Raw genomic sequence first — 16,684 nt, 5'->3', positions numbered from 1 at the left:
CAGACAAGACCTGTCCCTCACAGCCCGGCCAGGATGGTGTTCGCTTGCGCATCGTTGAGGTCGGGCGGCTGCCAGTCGCGGAGCCAGTCCGTGAATTGCTCCGCCGGCATCGGCCGTGACAGGAAGTAGCCCTGGCCCTGGTCGCAGCCCAGCGTCTGCAGCAGCGTCCATTGCTTGGCCGTTTCCAGTCCTTCGGCGACCACCGTCAGCCCCAGGTTGTGCGCCAGCTCGATCGTCGAGCGGACGATCTTCGCGTCGTCGATGTCGCGCTCCATGTTCATCACGAAGCTGCGATCGATCTTCAGTTCATCCACCGACAGTTGCTTCAGATACGCCAGCGACGAGTACCCGGTGCCGAAGTCATCGATCGACAGCTTGAACCCGAGCGCGTGCAACTGCTCCAGCGTCTGCAGCGCGCGTTGCGGGTCGTCCATGATCGCGGACTCGGTGATCTCCAGGCACAGCGCCGGCGGCGGCACGCCCGCCACCAGGTCTGCCACCTTGATCGGCAGATCCTGGTCCATCAGATCGCGCGTCGACAGGTTCACGCTGATGGGCAGTGCCAGGCCTTCCCGCTGCAAGCCCATCCAGGCCTGCGCCGACGCATGCAGCACCCACGCGGTGATCTGGCGGATGAACCCCGTCTGCTCCGCGAAGGGAATGAACTCCATCGGCGGCACCAGTCCGCGCGTCGGATGCTGCCAGCGCACCAGCGCCTCCGCGCCGGAGATCTTCTGACCGTGCAGGTCCACCTTCGGCTGCAGGAACAGTCTCAGCTCGCCGGCGTCGATCGCGTGCCGCAATTCACTCAGCAGCGACAGCGATTCCTGGCTTGCCGCGTCCATGCTGGGCGCGTAGACCTCGCAGCCGCTCTGGCCGCGCTTGGCGGCGTGCATCGCAAGTTCCGCGCGCGCCAGCAGCAGCATCGGATCACGCCCATGCTGCGGATACAGCGCCACGCCCATCCCTGCCGACAGGTCCACCGTCTGGTCGTCGATGCTCAGCGCCCGCTCGAAGTCGCGCTGGATGCGTTTGCAGATCGATTCGGCCAGCGTCGCGCCGGCGCCGTCGAGCATCAGCAGGAACTCGTCCCCGCCCACCCGCGCGATCAGGCCCGCCTCGTTCTTCAGCAGGTGCTGCAGCCGGTCGGCCACCGCACGCAGCAGGCGATCGCCGAACGGACGTCCCAGCACGTCGTTGACATGCTTGAAGCGGTCCAGGTTCAGCATCAGCAGCGAGAAGCGCGCGTCGCTCTCCGTCATCCGTTTCGCCAGGGCCTGATGGAACTGCTCCCGGTTCGGCAGGTCCGTCAACGGATCCCAGAACGCGAGCCGGTTCACCTCTTCCTCGCGCGCGCGGATGCCCTGGCGCATCGCCTCGAAGGCTTCGGCCAGATCGCCGATCTCGTCGCGCGAGGGGCGCTGGACGGGTTGGGCATAGTCGCCCTGGCCGAGCCGGTGCGCCGCGCCGGCCAGGGCCTTCACCGGGCCGCTGATGCGTCGCGCCGTCAGCACGGCGCCGACGGCGAACAGCAGCACGCCGACGCCGCTCAGTCCCAGCAGCATCCATTGCAGCCGCCGGTAGGGGGCCAGTGCCTCGTCCACCGAGCGCAAGAGCAGCACGGCCACCGACTTGTCGATATCGCCGCCGTGCGCGAGCGGCTGCAGGCGGGCCTGGAACAGTTCGTCGTCCAGCGGGATGTGGAAGGTCCGCACCTCGCGATCGGACGCGGCCAGCGTCGGCAGCGTCTGCACCGCGCGCGCCGTCGCCGCCGGGTCGAGCACCGAGGCCAGGACCTGCCACTGCCCCGTCTCGGACTGCGCCAGCAGCACACCCTGGATGCGCACGATGCGCTTGAGCTCCTGCAACTGGTCGCTCTTCATCTCGAAGCCGGTGAAGATCCAGCCGCCCAGGCCCGCCGCGCGCATCCGCGCGACCACGACCTGGTAGGCCTTGCCGTCCAGCAGCAGCAACTGGCTCTGCGTGCGGCCCTGCTGCTCGCGCGTGACGCCGCGGAGCAGCGGCGTCACCTTCGCCGCGATGGCATCGGTCGCGGTGACCAGCCTGAAGGCGTCGTCCGCGTAGCCGATGAACGCGGCGTCGCCGCGTTCGCTCAGATTGGTGAAGACGTCCTGCAGCATCGCGCGCAGTTCTTCCCCCTGGATGCCGGCCGCCACCAGCTGGCGCAGGCCGTAGTCCGACTGCAGCAGATCGGCCACCAGGCCGCGCTGCTGGTTGTCCTCGTCGATGAGCTGGACCAGGATGCGCTCGCCGGCCTCAAGTTCCTCGGTCACCTGGGCACGGGCGTTGCGATCGATGCCCTGGTCGATCAGCGCGAGGTTGAGCAGTTGCACCACCAGCAGCAGCGCCAGGAACAACGCGACGATGCGCCCTTCCAGCCGCCGCAGGTTGAGGAAGTCCGGCCATCGCATCGCGGCGTCAGTCCTTCAGGTCGACCTTCAGCACAGACGCCGCTCCGGCGCCCACCGTCAGCGGCTGCGCGGTCGGCGCGGCGTTGCCCAGTCGCGTCGCCCACAGGCGCAGGCGGTGATCGCCGGGTGGCAGGTTCAGCTTGACCTCGCCCTTGGCATCGGTGACGCCGAAGACGGGCGTGTCGACGACCACGATGTGGGCGCTCATCCGGTCATGGATGTTGCAGCCCAACTGTGCCACGCCCGGCTTGTCGAAGACCACCGGCTCCGACGGCGTGCCCGAATACAGCTTGAGCTCGAACTTCTTCGTCGGCGAGAACGAATAGACGTGGTGCCGGACGGTGTCGAAGTTGGGGAAGTTCACCGCGGTGCCGGTCTGCACCACCAGCAGCTGTGGCTGGAACTGACGCTCGCGCTGGGCCATCTGCGCCGTGACGCCGGCCACCGGCCTGGCCGGCTGGCCCTTCAGCTCGACGGCGACGGCCGCGTTCGGCACCGGCGTGCCGCCTGCGTCACGGACCTGGATCGTCCAATCAGCGGCCAGGGCGGCGCTGCCGGCCGTGATGCTCGACAGCGCCATGGCCCAGGTCGCGGCGGCCATCAGCAGGGGAGCGGGACGGAAGGGGCTCATCATCGACGCCAGATGCACGACAAGCGTCAACCATAGCGGGTTTTCTGGGCTGGCGGGCGCAGGGCTTGCTCCAGGAGGAGGGCCAATCGGCTCAGCGCTTCCCAGGGGTCCGTGGGCCATTCCGGATGGCGCAAGCCCTTGACGATGCCGTCGCAGATCTGCGCGGCGACGACGAGGCGCGTCAGCGCGGCGCCGTGCAGCTGCGGCACGATGCGTTCGAAGAGGCGCTCCTTCGGTCCCCAGATGCGGGACTCCCGCAGAGCCATCGGCAGCGGCTTGCCGGCGGCCACCGCGTCATGGACGCGTTTGAGGCCGCGGATGTCCTCGGCCATCGTCCAGTGCACCAGCACCGCGGCCTCGCCCTCGGCCTTCAGGCCGTCGAGCATGCGCAGCACGCGGCCGACCTTGCCGCTCAGCAAGGCGTCGCTGAGCTTGAAGACGTCGAATCGGGCCACGTCCAGCACGGCCGCTTCGATGTGCTGCAGGCTGAGCTCACCCTTCGGATGCAACAGCGCGAGTTTCTGCAGTTCCTGATGCGCGGCCAGCAGGTTGCCCTCGACGCGGTCCGCGAAGAACTCCAGCGCCCGCTGGCCGTCGGGACCTGCCGTCACCGGCTGCCCCTGCTGCTGCAGGCGCCGGGCGATCCAGGCGGGCAGTTCGCGACGTTCGACCGGGTCGACCTTCACCGACACGCCGGCGCTGTCCAGCGCCGTGAACCAGGCGCTGCTCAGCTGGGTCTTGTCCAGGCGGGGCAGGGTCACCAGCGTCAGCACGTCGGGCGGCAGGCCGTCGATATAACGCTGCAAGGCGTCCGAACCGTCCTTGCCGGGCTTGCCGCCGGGGATGCGGATCTCGATCAGCTGCTTGTCGGCGAACAGGCTCATGGCCTGCGACGCCGCGATCACCGATGCCCAGTCGAAATGCGCGCCGCTGACGATGAAGACCTGCCGTTCGTTGTAGCCCTGCGTGCGCGCCTCGGCGCGCAGCGTGTCGGCGGCCTCCTGCGCGAGCAGGGGTTCGTCGCCGTGCACGACGTACACCGGCTTGAGCCCCTTCGCCAAATGGCCGGCGAGTGCGTCGCCCTTGATCTGCATGCGCGGTCCGTCCGGGGTCCGTGGGTCAGTTGGTCAGGTGCACTGCCGCCAGCCGGCGCATCAGCAGGCCGACGGCCTCCACCTGCATGGCCTTCTGCAGCGCCAGTTCTTCCTGCTCCTTGGCCAGCGCCGCGCTTTCGCTGTAGTTCATGTCGCGTGTGAGTCGCAGCTCGGTGCGCGGCAGCAGGATGTCGCCGCCCGGGGAGCGGAGCGAGTAATCCAGCGAGAGTCGCAGTTGCCATTCCGTGATCTGACCCGCGGCGGTCGTCGCCACCGAGGTCTTGTCGCGGATCTCGCGTTCGGCGTCGATGATGACGTCGGCGCGGTTGGGATCTTCGACGAGCCGCACGGTGCTGCGCTGCACCTGACGGCGCAGTTCCTGCGCCAGCGGCGAATGGGGGATGAAGCCGGTCAGCGCCAGCGTCTTGAAGTGATAGACCGGTTCCTTGCGCAGCTCGAAGCCGCAAGCCGACAGCAGGCCGGCGGCGCCGACAGAGCCCAGGGCGCCCAATGCGCCCCGGGAAGCGAACGACAGCAGATCACGGCGCTTCATGCTCAGACCACCACGTTGACGAGACGACCCGGCACGATGACGACCTTCTTCGGCGCCTTGCCTTCCGCGAACTTCTCGAAGTCCGGGCTGGCCAGCGCGATCGCCTCGATCGCCGCCTTGTCCGCCGAGGCCGCGACCTTGATCGCACCGCGCAGCTTGCCGTTGACCTGCAGCATCAGCTCGATCTGGTCCTGCACGAGCGCCGATTCGTCGACCTGCGGCCAGGCCGCGTCCAGCAGCTCGCCCAGTTCGGCGGCGAAGCCGAGTTCCGTCCACAGCGCATGCGCGATGTGCGGGCAGGCCGGATAGATCACGCGCAGCAGCACCGAGAAGCCTTCGCGGACCGCGGCCGACTGACCGTCGGCCTTGAAGCCTTCCAGCGCGTTCAGCAGCTTCATCGCGCCGGAAACCACCGTGTTGTACTGCATGCGCTCGTAGTCGTACGAGACCTGCTTCAGCACCAGGTGGACCTCACGGCGCAGCGCCTTGCCGTCGTCGCTCAGCGCGGCGAAGTCGGCGCCGCCCGCCTTGATGGCGTCGGCATGCCTGGTGCCGAAGCCCCACACGCGCTTCAGGAAGCGGTGCGCGCCTTCGACACCGGCGTCGTTCCACTCCAGCGTCTGCTCCGGCGGCGACGCGAACATCACGAACAGGCGCGCGGTGTCGGCGCCGTACTGGTCGATCAGGGCCTGCGGGTCGACGCCGTTGTTCTTCGACTTCGACATCGTCGTCATCTCGTACTCGAGCGGCAGGCCGTCGGCCTTCAGCGTGCCGCCTGTGGGCTGCCCGTGCTCATTGCGGATGACGTCGACCTCGTGTTCCCAGTAGTAGTTCTTGCCGGCGTCTTCCGGCTTGCGCGAGAACGCTCCCTTCAACACCATGCCCTGCGTCAGCAGGTTGGTGAAGGGTTCGCTGAAGCTGATCAGCTTCAGGTCGCGCATGACCTTGGTCCAGAAACGCGCGTACAGCAGATGCAGGATCGCGTGCTCGATGCCGCCGATGTACTGGTCCATCGGCATCCAGTAGTCGGTGCCGGCGGCGACCATCTTCTCGGGATTGGTCGCGTCGCAATAACGCATGAAGTACCACGAGCTGTCCACGAAGGTGTCCATCGTGTCCGTCTCGCGCTTGGCCGCGGCGCCGCACTTCGGGCAGCTGCAGTCCAGGAAGTCCGAGCGCTTGTTCAGCGGGTTGCCGCTGCCGTCCGGGATGCAGTCCTCGGGCAGCACGACGGGCAGGTCCTTCTCGGGCACCGGCACCGCGCCGCAGGTCGCGCAATGGATGATGGGGATCGGCGTACCCCAGTAGCGCTGGCGGCTGACGCCCCAGTCGCGCAGTCGCCAGGTCGTCTTCTTCTCGCCCAGGCCCTTGCCGCCGACCAGCTCGGCCACCTTGTCCACCGCCTGCTTGTGCGTCAGGCCGTCCAGCACGCCCGAGTTGATGCACAGGCCGCGCTGCTTGTCGCCGTACCACTCGGCCCAGGCGTCGGTCGAGTAGGCCTCGTCGCCCACCGCCACGACCTGCTTGATCGCGATGCCGTACTTCTTCGCGAAGGCGAAGTCGCGCTCGTCATGCGCCGGCACGCCCATCACGGCGCCGTCGCCGTAGCTCATCAGCACGTAGTTGCCGACCCAGACCTCGACCTGCTCGCCGGTCAACGGATGCGTGACGAAAAGGCCGGTCGCCAGGCCCTTCTTGTCCTGCGTGGCCAGCTCGGCCTCGGTGGTGCCGCCCTGCTGGCATTCCTCGATGAACGCGGCCAGCGCGGGGTTGGTCTTCGCGGCGTGTGCGGCCAGCGGGTGCTCCGGCGCGACGGCGCAGAAGGTCACGCCCATGATGGTGTCGGCGCGCGTCGTGAAGACGTAGAGCAGGCCGCCCTGGATGGGCTGGCCGTCCTCTCCGCCGATCGCATGCGGGAAGGCGAAACGCACGCCCTCGCTCTTGCCGATCCAGTTCTCCTGCATCAGGCGCACGCGCTCCGGCCAGCCCGACAGGTAGTTCGCGTCCGACGGATCGGCCACCGCGGCCAGCAGCTCCTCGGCATAGTCGGTGATCTTCAGGTAGTAGCCGGGGATTTCGCGCTTCTCGATCGTCGCGCCGGAGCGCCAGCCCTTGCCGTCGATGACCTGCTCGTTGGCCAGCACGGTCTGGTCGATCGGGTCCCAGTTCACGACCTGCGTGCGGCGCTCGGCGATGCCGGCTTCCAGCATCTTCAGGAACAGCCACTGGTTCCAGCGGTAGTAGTCGGGCTTGCAGGTGGCGATCTCGCGCGACCAGTCGATCGCCAGACCCATCGCCTGCATCTGCGACTTCATGTACGCGATGTTGTCGTAGGTCCAGGCGGCCGGCGGCACCTTGTTCTTCATCGCCGCGTTCTCCGCGGGCAGGCCGAAGGCGTCCCAGCCCATCGGCATCAGCACGTTGTAGCCCTTCATGCGCAGCTGTCGCGTCAACATGTCGTTGATCGTGTAGTTGCGGACATGGCCCATGTGCAGCTTGCCGCTCGGGTAGGGCAGCATGGAGCAGGCGTAGAACTTCGGCTTGGACGCGTCCTCGACGACGCGGTAGGCGTCGCGGGCGTTCCAGTGATCGCGGGCGGCCTGTTCGACCTCGGAGGGGGCGTATTTCTCGTTCATGGTGGCTCGGGCAACGTAGCCGTCGATTGTAGGAGGCCGCGCGCGACCGTCCCATCCTCTGTGGGAGGGCCACCTTGCGGGGGAGCGATCAGCGCTTCGGGGGTGTCGCGGCGCCTCTGTCAGGCGCTGAGCCGTCGGACTTTTCGCCGGTCTTGCCGGTCTCGTCGGTTTCGCCGGCTTCGGCGACGAACGCGATCCGGTTCAGCCCCGCCTTCTGCGCCCAGCCGATCAGCTGCGCGACCTTGCCGTAGGGCACGGACTGGTCGGCGCTCAGGCGCAGTTCGGCATCGGGCTGGCGCTGCGACAGTTGCGCGAGTTGTTCCCGCAGGGCCTTGGCGTCCAGCTTGTCCTCGCCCAGCAGGTACTCGCCTTCGGGCGTGACGGCCAGCGCGATGAAGCTGGCCCCCGGCGCGGGCGAGGCCGCATCGCTCTTGGGCAGGTCCAGCTTGAGCGCGCTGCCCATCAGCGGTGCCGCGATGATGAAGATCACCAGGAGCACCAGCATGACGTCGATCAGCGGCGTCATGTTGATCTCGCCCATGGGCTTGGGCGTTTCACGGCGTTCGAGGCGGCCGAACTTCATCGCGTGCGGGGCCGGGCGGTTGAGGGGCTCGGGCGCTCAGGCGGCGCCGAGCAGTTCGCGCAGGTCGTGCGCGAAGCCTTCAAGTTCGGCCTCGCAGGCGGCGACCCATTTGCCGAACAGGTTGTAGGCCAGCACCGCCGGAATCGCGACGGCCAGGCCGGCGGCGGTCATGATCAATGCCTCGCCGACGGGGCTGGCGACCTTGTCGAGGCTGAAGCTGCCCGTCGAGGACATGCTCATCAGCGCGTGGTAGATGCCCCAGACCGTGCCGAGCAAGCCGACGAAGGGGGCGGTGGCGCCGATCGTCGCCAGCACGATCTGGCCGCGGCCCAGGCGGTTCAACACGGCGTGCAGCGCATCGCGCAGACGGCGCGTCAATTGCGAGGTCTTCTGCGCGGACGCCGCCAGCGTGCCCGGCGCGCCATCCTGCATGGCGGCGTCGATCAGCGGCAGCATCAGCGCGCCGCGGTCGAGCGCCTTCAGCTGCTCGCGACCCTGGCCGAGATCGGGCGCCGCCCAGAACACCGGCAGCCCGCGGCCGAGATCGGTCCGCGCCCGAGCCAGCGTCCAGCTGCGCCAGAAGATCAGCACCCAGCAGCACACCGACATGGCCAGCAGCAGCAGGGAAACGAAACGGGCGACACCGTCGCCCGCTTGCCAGAGGTGGATCAGTTCGGTCATCGCGTCGCAGGCGTCTTGAAAAGGGCGACGATCAGGGGAGTGCCGCAGGCTCAGGCGATGCCGAGCACGTCGTTCATGTCGAACAGGCCGGTCTTGCGCTCGCCCAGGAAACGCGCGGCGCGCAGGCTGCCCTGCGCGAAGGTGGCGCGGCTGGAGGCCTTGTGGCTGATCTCGATGCGCTCGCCGATGCCCAGGTACATGACGGTGTGGTCGCCGATCACGTCGCCGCCGCGCACGGTCGCGAAGCCGATCGTCGACGGATCGCGCTCGCCGGTGACGCCTTCGCGGCCGTAGACCGCGCAGGTCTTCAGATCGCGGCCGAGCGCCTCGGCCACGACTTCGCCCATCTTCAGCGCGGTGCCGCTGGGGGCGTCGACCTTGTGGCGGTGGTGGGCCTCGACGATCTCGATGTCGTAGCCCTGCGCGAGCGCCTTCGACGCCTGCTGCAGCAGCTTGAGCACGACGTTCACGCCCACGCTCATGTTGGGCGCCATCATGACGGCGGCGCGTTGGGCGAACTCGCCGATCTTCGCCTTCTCATCGGGGCTGAAGCCGGTGGTGCCGATGACGGTCCGCACGCCCAGTTCCGCGCACAGCGCGAGGTGCGCCATCGTGCCTTCGGGGCGGGTGAAGTCGATCAGCACGTCGGCCTTGGACAGGCCGGCCTGGACGTCGCTGGAGATCGCCACGCCGGTCGTCTGGCCCAGGAAGGCGCCGGCATCCTGGCCGATCGTCGGGTTGCCGTCGCGGTCGAGTGCGGCCGCCAGTTCGAGATCGTCCGCTGCCAGCACCGCCTCGACCAGCATCCGGCCCATGCGGCCGGACGCGCCGGTGATCGCGATCCGCAGTCGGCTCATCGACGGGGCTCCAGCGGCGGGTAGTCGCGCGTCGGGCCGATCGGCTCCGGCGCAGCGGTCGCGGCCGTGCGCACCGGCGGCGGCAGCGCCTTGCGCTCCTCCTCCGTCAGCTCCAGCTTGGGCTCCTTGCCGGACAGCTTCAGCGTGTTGATCGACGCGATGAATTCCTTCTCCGTCGGCAGGTCGTCCGGGGCGTCGATCTTGGACAGCTGGTCGCCGTCGAAGGTCAGCAGGATGTGACGGTTCTGCGGCGCGGCGCCCTGGCGACGGATCGTGAACACATAGTCCCAGCGGGCCTCATGGAAGACGTCGGTCAGCAGCGGCGAGCCGAGCACGTCGCGCACCTGGGGGCGGGTCATGCCGGGCTTGATCGCGGCGATCTGCTCCTTGGTGACGACGTTGCCCTGGACGATCTCGACGCGGTACGGCGTGACCAGGCCCAGCACCTTGTCGCCGCTCACGGAGAGCGCGTCGAAGGTGGGCATCTGCGAGCAGCCGCCCAGCGCCAGCAGGCCGGCGGCGAGGACGGCCACGGAGGCGCCGGAAACGGACGGACGTGCAATGCGGGGGATACGGAAATTCAATGACATGGCACGTCTCGGCCGAGGCGCAAAGGCTATGATCAGTCGATTCTAGCGGCTCGCACCCACGCTTTTCCGCAGGCGCAAACCCCATGAACCGGTCAGACGAAATCAAGAACAGCGGGCTCAAGGCCACCTTGCCCCGCATCAAGATCCTCGAGATCTTCCAGACGACCCAGCAGCGGCACATGACCGCCGAGGACGTTTACAAAGCTTTGCTCGACGAGCGCGCGGACATCGGTCTCGCGACGGTCTATCGCGTCCTCACGCAGTTCGAGCAGGCAGGCCTGCTGTCGCGCAACCACTTCGAGTCCGGCAAGGCCGTGTTCGAGTTGAACGAGGGACATCATCACGATCACCTCGTGTGCCTCACATGCGGTTTCGTCGAGGAGTTCTACGATCCCCAGATCGAGGAACGCCAGCATGCGATCGCGTTGGATCGCGGCTTCCAGCTGCAGGAACATTCGCTCGCGCTGTACGCGAACTGCGTCAAGAAGGACTGCCCGAACAAGGGGGTGCGCTGACGGGCGTCGCTCCGGCGGATCCGCTGCGTCAGCGGGATCAACGGGATCTATGAGAAGGGGCTCCGATGGAGCCCCTTTTTCATCGCCGGAGGGTTCGGATCGACGCACTCAATTCGTGTCGTTGAGGCCCTGCTCGATCGCGCGCTGGTGTCGCTCGACGAACTCGCGGTAGGTGTCGATGCCGCGCAGTTGCAGGATGGTGTTGCGCACCGCGGCCTCGACCAGCACGGCCAGGTTGCGACCCGCGTCCACCGCGATCACGACCTTGCGCACCGGCATGCCCAGCACGTCTTCGTACAGGGGCTCGTAGGGCAGGCGTTCGAAATCCCGTTCCATCGTTTCCTTGCGGACCAGATGCACGATCAGCTTGAGACGCATCTTCCGGCGCACCGCCGTCTCGCCGAAGATCGCCTTGATGTCCAGCAGTCCGATGCCGCGGACTTCGAGCAGGTTCATCAGCAGCTCGGGGCAGCGGCCCTCGATCGCCGTCTGCGCGATGCGGAAGAAGTCCACCGCGTCGTCCGCCACCAGACCGTGGCCGCGGCTGATCAGTTCCAGGCCCAGTTCGCTCTTGCCCAGGCCGGACTCGCCGGTCAGCAGCACACCCAGGCCGAGGATGTCCATGAACACGCCGTGCCGCGTGGTGCGGTTGGCGCAGACATGCGCGAGGTAGGCGCGCACCAGGTCGATGACGTGGCCCGCGCTCTCGGCGGTGGTGAACAGCGGGATCTCGGCGCGGTCGCACATGGCGACCAGGCGGTCCGGCGGCACCTGGTCGTCGGCGACGATGATCACCGGCGGCTCCAGCGTGACGATGCGCGCGATCCGGCGGTCCAGCACGTCGCCGGAGGCCTGGCTCAGGTAGCCGACCTCGCGTCGGCCCACGATCTGGACGCGGTAGGGATGGATGTAGTTCAGGTAGCCGACCAGGTCGGCGGCCGACTGTGCGTCGCGCAGCGCGGCTTCGTCGAAGCGGCGCTCAGGATGCGCGTGCCCGGCGATCCATTCCCAACGCAGGGCCTCGCGGTGTTCCTCGAACAACCGGTCTGCGCTGATGGAGGTGGCTTTCAAGTGCGGCGGGCCGTGATCGTGGCAGCGGAAGGGGCGAAGGGCTGCGTCGTCGCTCAGGCGACCGACTTCAGCGGCTCCCAGTCGGCGATCAGGCGATGCACCGTCGCGGCCTCGGATTCGGTCTTGAGGCGCTCACGCAGTTCCCGGTCGGACAGCATCTCGGCGATCTCGGAGAGGATCTCGAGGTGTCTCTGCGTGGCCGCTTCGGGCACCAGCAGGAAGATCAGCAGCGTGACCGGTTCGTCGTCCGGCGCATCGAACCCGATCGGCTGCTGCACGCGCAGCACCGCGGCCAGCGGATTCTTCAGGCCCTTGATCCGGCCATGCGGGATCGCGACGCCGTGACCCAGTCCGGTCGACCCCAGGCGCTCCCGGGCGAACAGGTTGTCCGTGACCGCGGCGCGGGAAATGGAATGGTTGTTCTCGAAGAGCAGCCCGGCGTGTTCGAAGACCCGCTTTTTGCTGGAAGCGTCCACATCGACCAGCACGTTGCTGGCGGGAAGGATGGCGGCGAGACGGTTCATCGGGCATGTGCCGATCACGACGACCGGCGGGCTGGGGGAGCAGCGCTGCGCACCAGCGGGGCGCAGTTTCGAGGGTTGGAGGACAGGATTATAGGAATCCCGCTGGCGGCGGGGGGCCTGACGGATGCGACGGTCCTGTGAAAACGTCGCCCTTGGTGTTGCATTGCAACAATTCTCGGCAAAAAGGCGGCCCGATGGGCCGCCTTGCTGAGGGAACCCCGGGAAATCCCCGAGGCCCGGCGAGGCCACCGCCCGGCACATGCCGAGGCGGAAGCCCGGAATCGGTCATCCCGCGCTCAGATCCATGCGCTTGGCCGATTCGTGGTGGTGGTTCTGCACACGGTCCTTGTGGCGGCAGACCTGCCGATCCAGCTTGTCCATCAGCTCGTCGATGGCCGCGTACAGGTCCTCGTGCGAGTGCTCGCAGAAGATTTCCCGCCCCTTCACGTGCAAGGTCACTTCCGCGCGTTGGCGTCGATCCTTCTCCTTCTGCTTCTCCACGGTCAGCAGGACATTGATGTCCACAACCTGGTCAAAGTGCCGGATCACCCGGCTCAACTTGTTCAGCACGTACTCGCGCAGAGCCTGTGTCACTTCGAGATGGTGGCCGCTGATGGTCAGGTTCATAAAGCCTCCTTTCACAAGGGCTTGGTCGGAAACGGTGTCGAGTCGGCGGCGGATGCCGCAGGAAAAAAGAGCGGTTCAGGGTCTTGGGGGTAGGGATGCCTTGAAGGGTGAGGAAATCGATGTGGGTGGAAGGCCACGCCGCCGACCCGGAGGTCGGAAACGTGCGGGAAGCGGAAGGGAGGTCAGAAGCAGGTGTCGGATGAACGGTCCGCGAGGGACCCGGAAGGCCGCGAGGGCCGATGGCATGCGGGTTCTGAGGCGACATCGATGAAGAAGACGAGTCCAGTCTGCACCCGTTCCGGGCCTCGGGCAAGTGATCAAAAGCAAGGTTTGGGGGCGAATATTCCCGCCTTGCGGCATGGCGAGGTCCGTGCTCGAATGCTGGATGTTGTGCGGCGGACGCTTCCAGGCGCTCTTCCTTGCCGCCCCCGAGGACGCGATGTGATAATTCCGCGTCCCGATTACTGGAGTTTCCCTTGGACAGCGACCACTCTCGGTGGCCATCCACTCCAGCGTCAATCCGCCGCAGCCCCTGAGCGTTCCGCGTCATCGCGCCAAAACGCCGCCGCGACGCTTGTCCGGAGTGAGACGGGCCACCTTCGACCTGCATCCCGCGCGAGCGCTCTCCGGCGCCGCCCGCTCCCTGACACCTCCTGCGCCGCGACGATCCCCGAGGGTCCGTCAACGCGCACTCCGGCTTGCGCGTTCGCCAGAGCGCGTCACCGCCGACGAAGGACCTGCATGCTCAATGTTTTCACGCTGGACAACGGCCGCCTCAAGGGAGGCATGGTCCAGGAAGAGATCGCGACCGCCGCCGAACTGCTCGCGCGCACGGACGACGGTCGCGACCCGGTCTGGGTCGACCTGGAGTCGCCCACGCCGGAGGAGAAGGATTGGATCCGCGAGCGCTTCGGTCTGGTGATCCCCGAGGACATCGTCGACGAGGACCTGGAAGAATCCGCGCGCTTCTACGAGGAAGACAACGGCGAGCTGCACATCCGCTCCGACTTCCTGATCGACGACATGGAAGCGCCGCGCAACGTGCGCGTGGCCTTCATCCTGTTCAACAACGTGCTGTTCTCGGTCCACAACGAGGACCTGCCGGTGTTCCGCCTGCTGCGTCTGCGCGCGCGTCGCATCCCCGCGCTGATCGAGGACGCCAAGGATGTGCTGCTCAAGCTCTACGACGCCGATGCGGAGTACTCCGCGGACGTGCTCGAGGGCATCTACGACAACCTCGAGAAGGTCAGCGCACGGGTCTTGAAGAAGGACGTCAACGACACCGAGGCCGGCGAGGTGCTGGCGGCCATCGCGCGCGAGGAAGACCTGAACGGCCGCATCCGGCGCAACGTGATGGACACGCGCCGCGCGGTCAGCTTCATGATGCGCAGCCGCATGCTGAACGCGGAGCAGTTCGAGGAGTCCCGGCAGATCCTGCGCGACATCGACTCGCTCGATTCGCACACGGCCTTCCTCTTCGACAAGATCAACTTCCTGATGGATGCCACGGTCGGCTTCATCAACATCAACCAGAACAAGATCATCAAGATCTTCTCGGTCGCGAGCGTGGCGCTGCTGCCCCCCACGCTGATCGCCAGCGTCTACGGCATGAACTTCGACGGCATGCCGGAACTGCACTGGAAGTACGGCTACGTCTTCGCGATCGGATTGATGATCGCGTCGGTCACCGCGCCCTTCATTTACTTCCGTCGCAAGGGCTGGCTGGCCTGAGTCCGCCGCGCCCTCCCGACCTCCTCGATCCGGAAATACAAAGGGCCTCCGCGATGCGGAAGCCCTGGGTATAAAAGTAGCCTCAAGACGCCCCTGGCCAACGAGGGAGGGAGGGAGGAGGAGGAGAAAGGCCTCGGGATTGCAGCTTCACGAGGAAGCAGGTCTTGCGGCTGAAAGTGGATGCGTTGACTGTACTCCCATCGCTGCCGGGCTCGGTGGAAACCCGGAATATCCTCCCAGCCTGCTGCGCCTTCCGGTCCGTTTAAGCCTCCTCAAAGGGAGCACTGTTACGGCCTGATGACACGGCGACAGTCGTCAGCGATGTGTTGAACGAGCCGTCATGGTGCAGCGCATCGCGGGCGATGTCATCCCACCGATGAACGAATAAGTGAGCAACTGTCACCGGTGTCCCGCCTAGCCGGGACAGTTTGCAGGGCGATGACGACCTCTCGCCACAGGCGCACCGATTGCCCGATCCCGCGCCCTTCATTCAGCTTTTGCGAGCTGATTCGATGGGGGGAAATCAGAGTTTTCCGAATAGGTCCGCCAGCCCGCCGATTCCGCACCGATCACCGGGCTTGTGCGACCAGCTTGTCCACCGCCTGGGTGAACTGCGCGCTGTCCGGGCTGACGCCGGACGCGAAGCTCATGACCTGCTTGCCGTCGCGCGAGATCAGGTACTTGTGGAAGTTCCACTTCGGCGCCTGACCGGTGCGCTTGGCCAGATCGGCGAACAGCGGATTCAGGTCGGCCTTGCCGGCGGCGACGCTGCTCTTGCTGAACATCGGGAATTTCACGTTGAAAGTGTTCTCGCAGAACTCGGCGATTTCCTTGTTGCTGCCGTACTCCTGGTTGCCGAAATCACCGGACGGAAAACCGAGGATCACCAGCCCCTTGTCCGCATAACGCGCCGAGAGGGCCTCCAGCGCCTTGTATTGCGGGGTATAGCCGCAGAAGCTCGCGGTATTCACCACGAGGACCACCTTCCCTGCATACTGGCAGAGCGCCTGAGGCTTTTCGTCCTGCAGGCGGGGCATTTGCCGGTTGAGCAGTTCGGGGCAGGAGGCGCTCGACGTTGTGGGGGCTGCCGCGGTTTCCGCGGCAGGCGCCGCGAGAGCGGTGGATGCAGCGAAAGGCGCCGCCGACGCCAGCAGGAACGCGGCTCGCCGGAGCAGGGAACCGAAGGATGGGGTCATGGGGTTGTCTCCTGGGATCGGTAAATCCGGATGGGTTGAACGCAGGGACGCTGCGCAAGAAGCGAACGCGGCCGCAGGTTCGTTGGAAGTGCGATTAGGCCAGATCGCCCCACAGGCCGATGGCGTAAGGGAATGTCATGGTGCGGCCGTTAGAATCCGCCGCGCTTAACAGGACGCAGACAGATGCTTTATCCCGAACTCTTCAAGCAACTCGAGGCCGTGCGCTGGAACATGGACACGGATATTCCGTGGGACAAGTTCGACGCGTCCAAGCTGACCGACGACCAGGCGCGCACGATCAAGATGAACGCGATCACCGAGTGGTCCGCGCTGCCCGCCACCGAGATGTTCCTGCGCGACAACAAGGACGACAGCGATTTCTCGGCCTTCATGAGCGTCTGGTTCTTCGAAGAGCAGAAGCACTCGCTGGTGCTGATGGAGTACCTTCGCCGCTTCCGTCCGGACATGGTGCCGACCGAGGCCGAGCTGCACGAGGTGCGCTTCGAATTCGATCCGGCGCCGGCGCTGGAGACACTGATGCTGCACTTCTGCGGCGAGATCCGACTGAACCACTGGTACCGCCGCGCCGCCGAATGGCACACCGAGCCGGTCATCAAGGCGATCTACGAGACGCTCTCGCGTGACGAGGCCCGCCACGGCGGCGCCTACCTGCGCTACATGAAGCGCGCGATGACCAAGTTCGGGGACGAGGCCAAGGCTGCGTTCGCCAAGGTGGGCGTGCTGATGGCTTCCGCCCGCCGCACCGCGCAGGCGCTGCATCCGACCAACCTGCATGTGAACGCCAAGCTGTTCCCGCGCGACACCATCCAGAGCCGCCTGCCCGATCCGGAATGGCTGGAGCGCTGGCTGGACAAGCAGATCCAGTTCGACAGCGTCTGGGAGAACAAGGTCGTCGAGCGGATCCTGCACAACATGAGTCTGCTGATGGAGCGCAGTTTCGCC

Annotated in this window: 16 protein-coding genes; 3 read left to right on the top strand and 13 right to left on the bottom strand. The window is 66.7% G+C overall.

Annotated features, from left to right (window positions below; all coding sequences use genetic code 11):
* Positions 1-17: 17 nt before the first annotated feature.
* The 9 genes from PV762_RS20535 to PV762_RS20495 all read right to left on the bottom strand — a co-directional run bounded on the left by PV762_RS20535 (position 18) and on the right by PV762_RS20495 (position 10,000).
* The gene (locus PV762_RS20535) at positions 18-2,432 is read right to left on the bottom strand and encodes a putative bifunctional diguanylate cyclase/phosphodiesterase (protein ID WP_421036856.1); all 2,415 of its coding nucleotides are present in this window, start codon (positions 2,430-2,432) and stop codon (positions 18-20) included.
* 7 nt (positions 2,433-2,439) lie between these two features.
* The gene (locus PV762_RS20530; RefSeq protein WP_421036855.1) at positions 2,440-3,063 is read right to left on the bottom strand and encodes a methylamine utilization protein; all 624 of its coding nucleotides are present in this window, start codon (positions 3,061-3,063) and stop codon (positions 2,440-2,442) included.
* A gap of 26 nt (positions 3,064-3,089) precedes the next feature.
* Positions 3,090-4,157 (bottom strand): DNA polymerase III subunit delta, encoded by a 1,068-nt coding sequence (gene holA, locus PV762_RS20525; RefSeq protein WP_421036854.1) that lies wholly within the window; start codon positions 4,155-4,157, stop codon positions 3,090-3,092.
* Between the two features lie 25 nt (positions 4,158-4,182).
* Positions 4,183-4,710 (bottom strand): LPS assembly lipoprotein LptE, encoded by a 528-nt coding sequence (lptE, locus tag PV762_RS20520; RefSeq protein ID WP_421036853.1) that lies wholly within the window; start codon positions 4,708-4,710, stop codon positions 4,183-4,185.
* 2 nt (positions 4,711-4,712) lie between these two features.
* On the bottom strand, positions 4,713-7,346 hold the full coding sequence (leuS, locus tag PV762_RS20515; protein ID WP_421036852.1) for a leucine--tRNA ligase: 2,634 nt from the start codon (positions 7,344-7,346) through the stop codon (positions 4,713-4,715).
* Positions 7,347-7,434: 88 nt separating this feature from the next.
* On the bottom strand, positions 7,435-7,929 hold the full coding sequence (locus PV762_RS20510) for an ExbD/TolR family protein (protein WP_421036851.1): 495 nt from the start codon (positions 7,927-7,929) through the stop codon (positions 7,435-7,437).
* A gap of 36 nt (positions 7,930-7,965) precedes the next feature.
* A complete protein-coding gene (locus tag PV762_RS20505) occupies positions 7,966-8,610 on the bottom strand; it encodes a MotA/TolQ/ExbB proton channel family protein (protein ID WP_421036850.1) in 645 nt (214 codons plus the stop codon).
* A gap of 50 nt (positions 8,611-8,660) precedes the next feature.
* Positions 8,661-9,467, bottom strand: a complete 807-nt coding sequence (dapB, locus tag PV762_RS20500; protein WP_421036849.1) for a 4-hydroxy-tetrahydrodipicolinate reductase — start codon at positions 9,465-9,467, stop codon at positions 8,661-8,663.
* A complete protein-coding gene (locus PV762_RS20495; RefSeq protein ID WP_421036848.1) occupies positions 9,464-10,000 on the bottom strand; it encodes an outer membrane protein assembly factor BamE in 537 nt (178 codons plus the stop codon). The genes dapB and PV762_RS20495 overlap by 4 nt, the downstream gene beginning before the upstream one ends.
* 140 nt (positions 10,001-10,140) lie before the next feature.
* Between PV762_RS20495 and fur the strand changes: the two genes are divergently transcribed.
* A complete protein-coding gene (gene fur / locus PV762_RS20490) occupies positions 10,141-10,572 on the top strand; it encodes a ferric iron uptake transcriptional regulator (RefSeq protein ID WP_421036847.1) in 432 nt (143 codons plus the stop codon).
* Positions 10,573-10,680: 108 nt separating this feature from the next.
* Here the strand turns inward: fur and hprK are convergent, their stop codons facing one another.
* From hprK to hpf, 3 genes are all read right to left on the bottom strand, one after another.
* Positions 10,681-11,643, bottom strand: a complete 963-nt coding sequence (hprK, locus tag PV762_RS20485) for an HPr(Ser) kinase/phosphatase (RefSeq protein WP_067281136.1) — start codon at positions 11,641-11,643, stop codon at positions 10,681-10,683.
* Positions 11,644-11,696: 53 nt separating this feature from the next.
* Complete coding sequence (gene ptsN / locus PV762_RS20480) at positions 11,697-12,167, bottom strand: PTS IIA-like nitrogen regulatory protein PtsN (protein ID WP_421036846.1); 471 nt, start codon at positions 12,165-12,167, stop codon at positions 11,697-11,699.
* Between the two features lie 285 nt (positions 12,168-12,452).
* Positions 12,453-12,794 carry a ribosome hibernation-promoting factor, HPF/YfiA family gene (gene hpf, locus PV762_RS20475; RefSeq protein ID WP_067281141.1) on the bottom strand — a complete coding sequence of 114 codons (342 nt, stop codon included), beginning with the start codon at positions 12,792-12,794 and terminating at the stop codon, positions 12,453-12,455.
* A gap of 741 nt (positions 12,795-13,535) precedes the next feature.
* Here hpf and corA point away from each other — a divergent pair.
* A complete protein-coding gene (gene corA / locus PV762_RS20470) occupies positions 13,536-14,525 on the top strand; it encodes a magnesium/cobalt transporter CorA (protein WP_421036845.1) in 990 nt (329 codons plus the stop codon).
* A gap of 569 nt (positions 14,526-15,094) precedes the next feature.
* On the opposite strand, the gene PV762_RS20465 is transcribed toward corA, so the two are convergent.
* On the bottom strand, positions 15,095-15,721 hold the full coding sequence (locus PV762_RS20465; RefSeq protein ID WP_421036844.1) for a glutathione peroxidase: 627 nt from the start codon (positions 15,719-15,721) through the stop codon (positions 15,095-15,097).
* Between the two features lie 183 nt (positions 15,722-15,904).
* Here PV762_RS20465 and PV762_RS20460 point away from each other — a divergent pair.
* A partial coding sequence (locus PV762_RS20460) for a ferritin-like domain-containing protein (protein ID WP_421036843.1) occupies positions 15,905-16,684 on the top strand: 780 nt, incomplete at its 3' end.

The organism is Mitsuaria sp. CC2 (assembly GCF_048957715.1).
GTDB lineage: Bacteria > Pseudomonadota > Gammaproteobacteria > Burkholderiales > Burkholderiaceae_C > Roseateles.
Note: the sequence above shows the minus strand (reverse complement) of the source record. Positions and strands in the feature narration are given on the sequence as shown.

What these genes read in the sequence shown, in the direction of transcription:
- PV762_RS20535 (WP_421036856.1), bottom strand. Translation starts at nt 2,432, where the DNA reads ATGCGATGGCCGGACTTCCTCAACCTGCGGCGGCTGGAAGGGCGCATC.
- PV762_RS20530 (WP_421036855.1), bottom strand. Translation starts at nt 3,063, where the DNA reads ATGAGCCCCTTCCGTCCCGCTCCCCTGCTGATGGCCGCCGCGACCTGG.
- holA (WP_421036854.1), bottom strand. Translation starts at nt 4,157, where the DNA reads ATGCAGATCAAGGGCGACGCACTCGCCGGCCATTTGGCGAAGGGGCTC.
- lptE (WP_421036853.1), bottom strand. Translation starts at nt 4,710, where the DNA reads ATGAAGCGCCGTGATCTGCTGTCGTTCGCTTCCCGGGGCGCATTGGGC.
- leuS (WP_421036852.1), bottom strand. Translation starts at nt 7,346, where the DNA reads ATGAACGAGAAATACGCCCCCTCCGAGGTCGAACAGGCCGCCCGCGAT.
- PV762_RS20510 (WP_421036851.1), bottom strand. Translation starts at nt 7,929, where the DNA reads ATGAAGTTCGGCCGCCTCGAACGCCGTGAAACGCCCAAGCCCATGGGC.
- PV762_RS20505 (WP_421036850.1), bottom strand. Translation starts at nt 8,610, where the DNA reads ATGACCGAACTGATCCACCTCTGGCAAGCGGGCGACGGTGTCGCCCGT.
- dapB (WP_421036849.1), bottom strand. Translation starts at nt 9,467, where the DNA reads ATGAGCCGACTGCGGATCGCGATCACCGGCGCGTCCGGCCGCATGGGC.
- fur (WP_421036847.1), top strand. Translation starts at nt 10,141, where the DNA reads ATGAACCGGTCAGACGAAATCAAGAACAGCGGGCTCAAGGCCACCTTG.
- ptsN (WP_421036846.1), bottom strand. Translation starts at nt 12,167, where the DNA reads ATGAACCGTCTCGCCGCCATCCTTCCCGCCAGCAACGTGCTGGTCGAT.
- hpf (WP_067281141.1), bottom strand. Translation starts at nt 12,794, where the DNA reads ATGAACCTGACCATCAGCGGCCACCATCTCGAAGTGACACAGGCTCTG.
- corA (WP_421036845.1), top strand. Translation starts at nt 13,536, where the DNA reads ATGCTCAATGTTTTCACGCTGGACAACGGCCGCCTCAAGGGAGGCATG.
- PV762_RS20465 (WP_421036844.1), bottom strand. Translation starts at nt 15,721, where the DNA reads ATGACCCCATCCTTCGGTTCCCTGCTCCGGCGAGCCGCGTTCCTGCTG.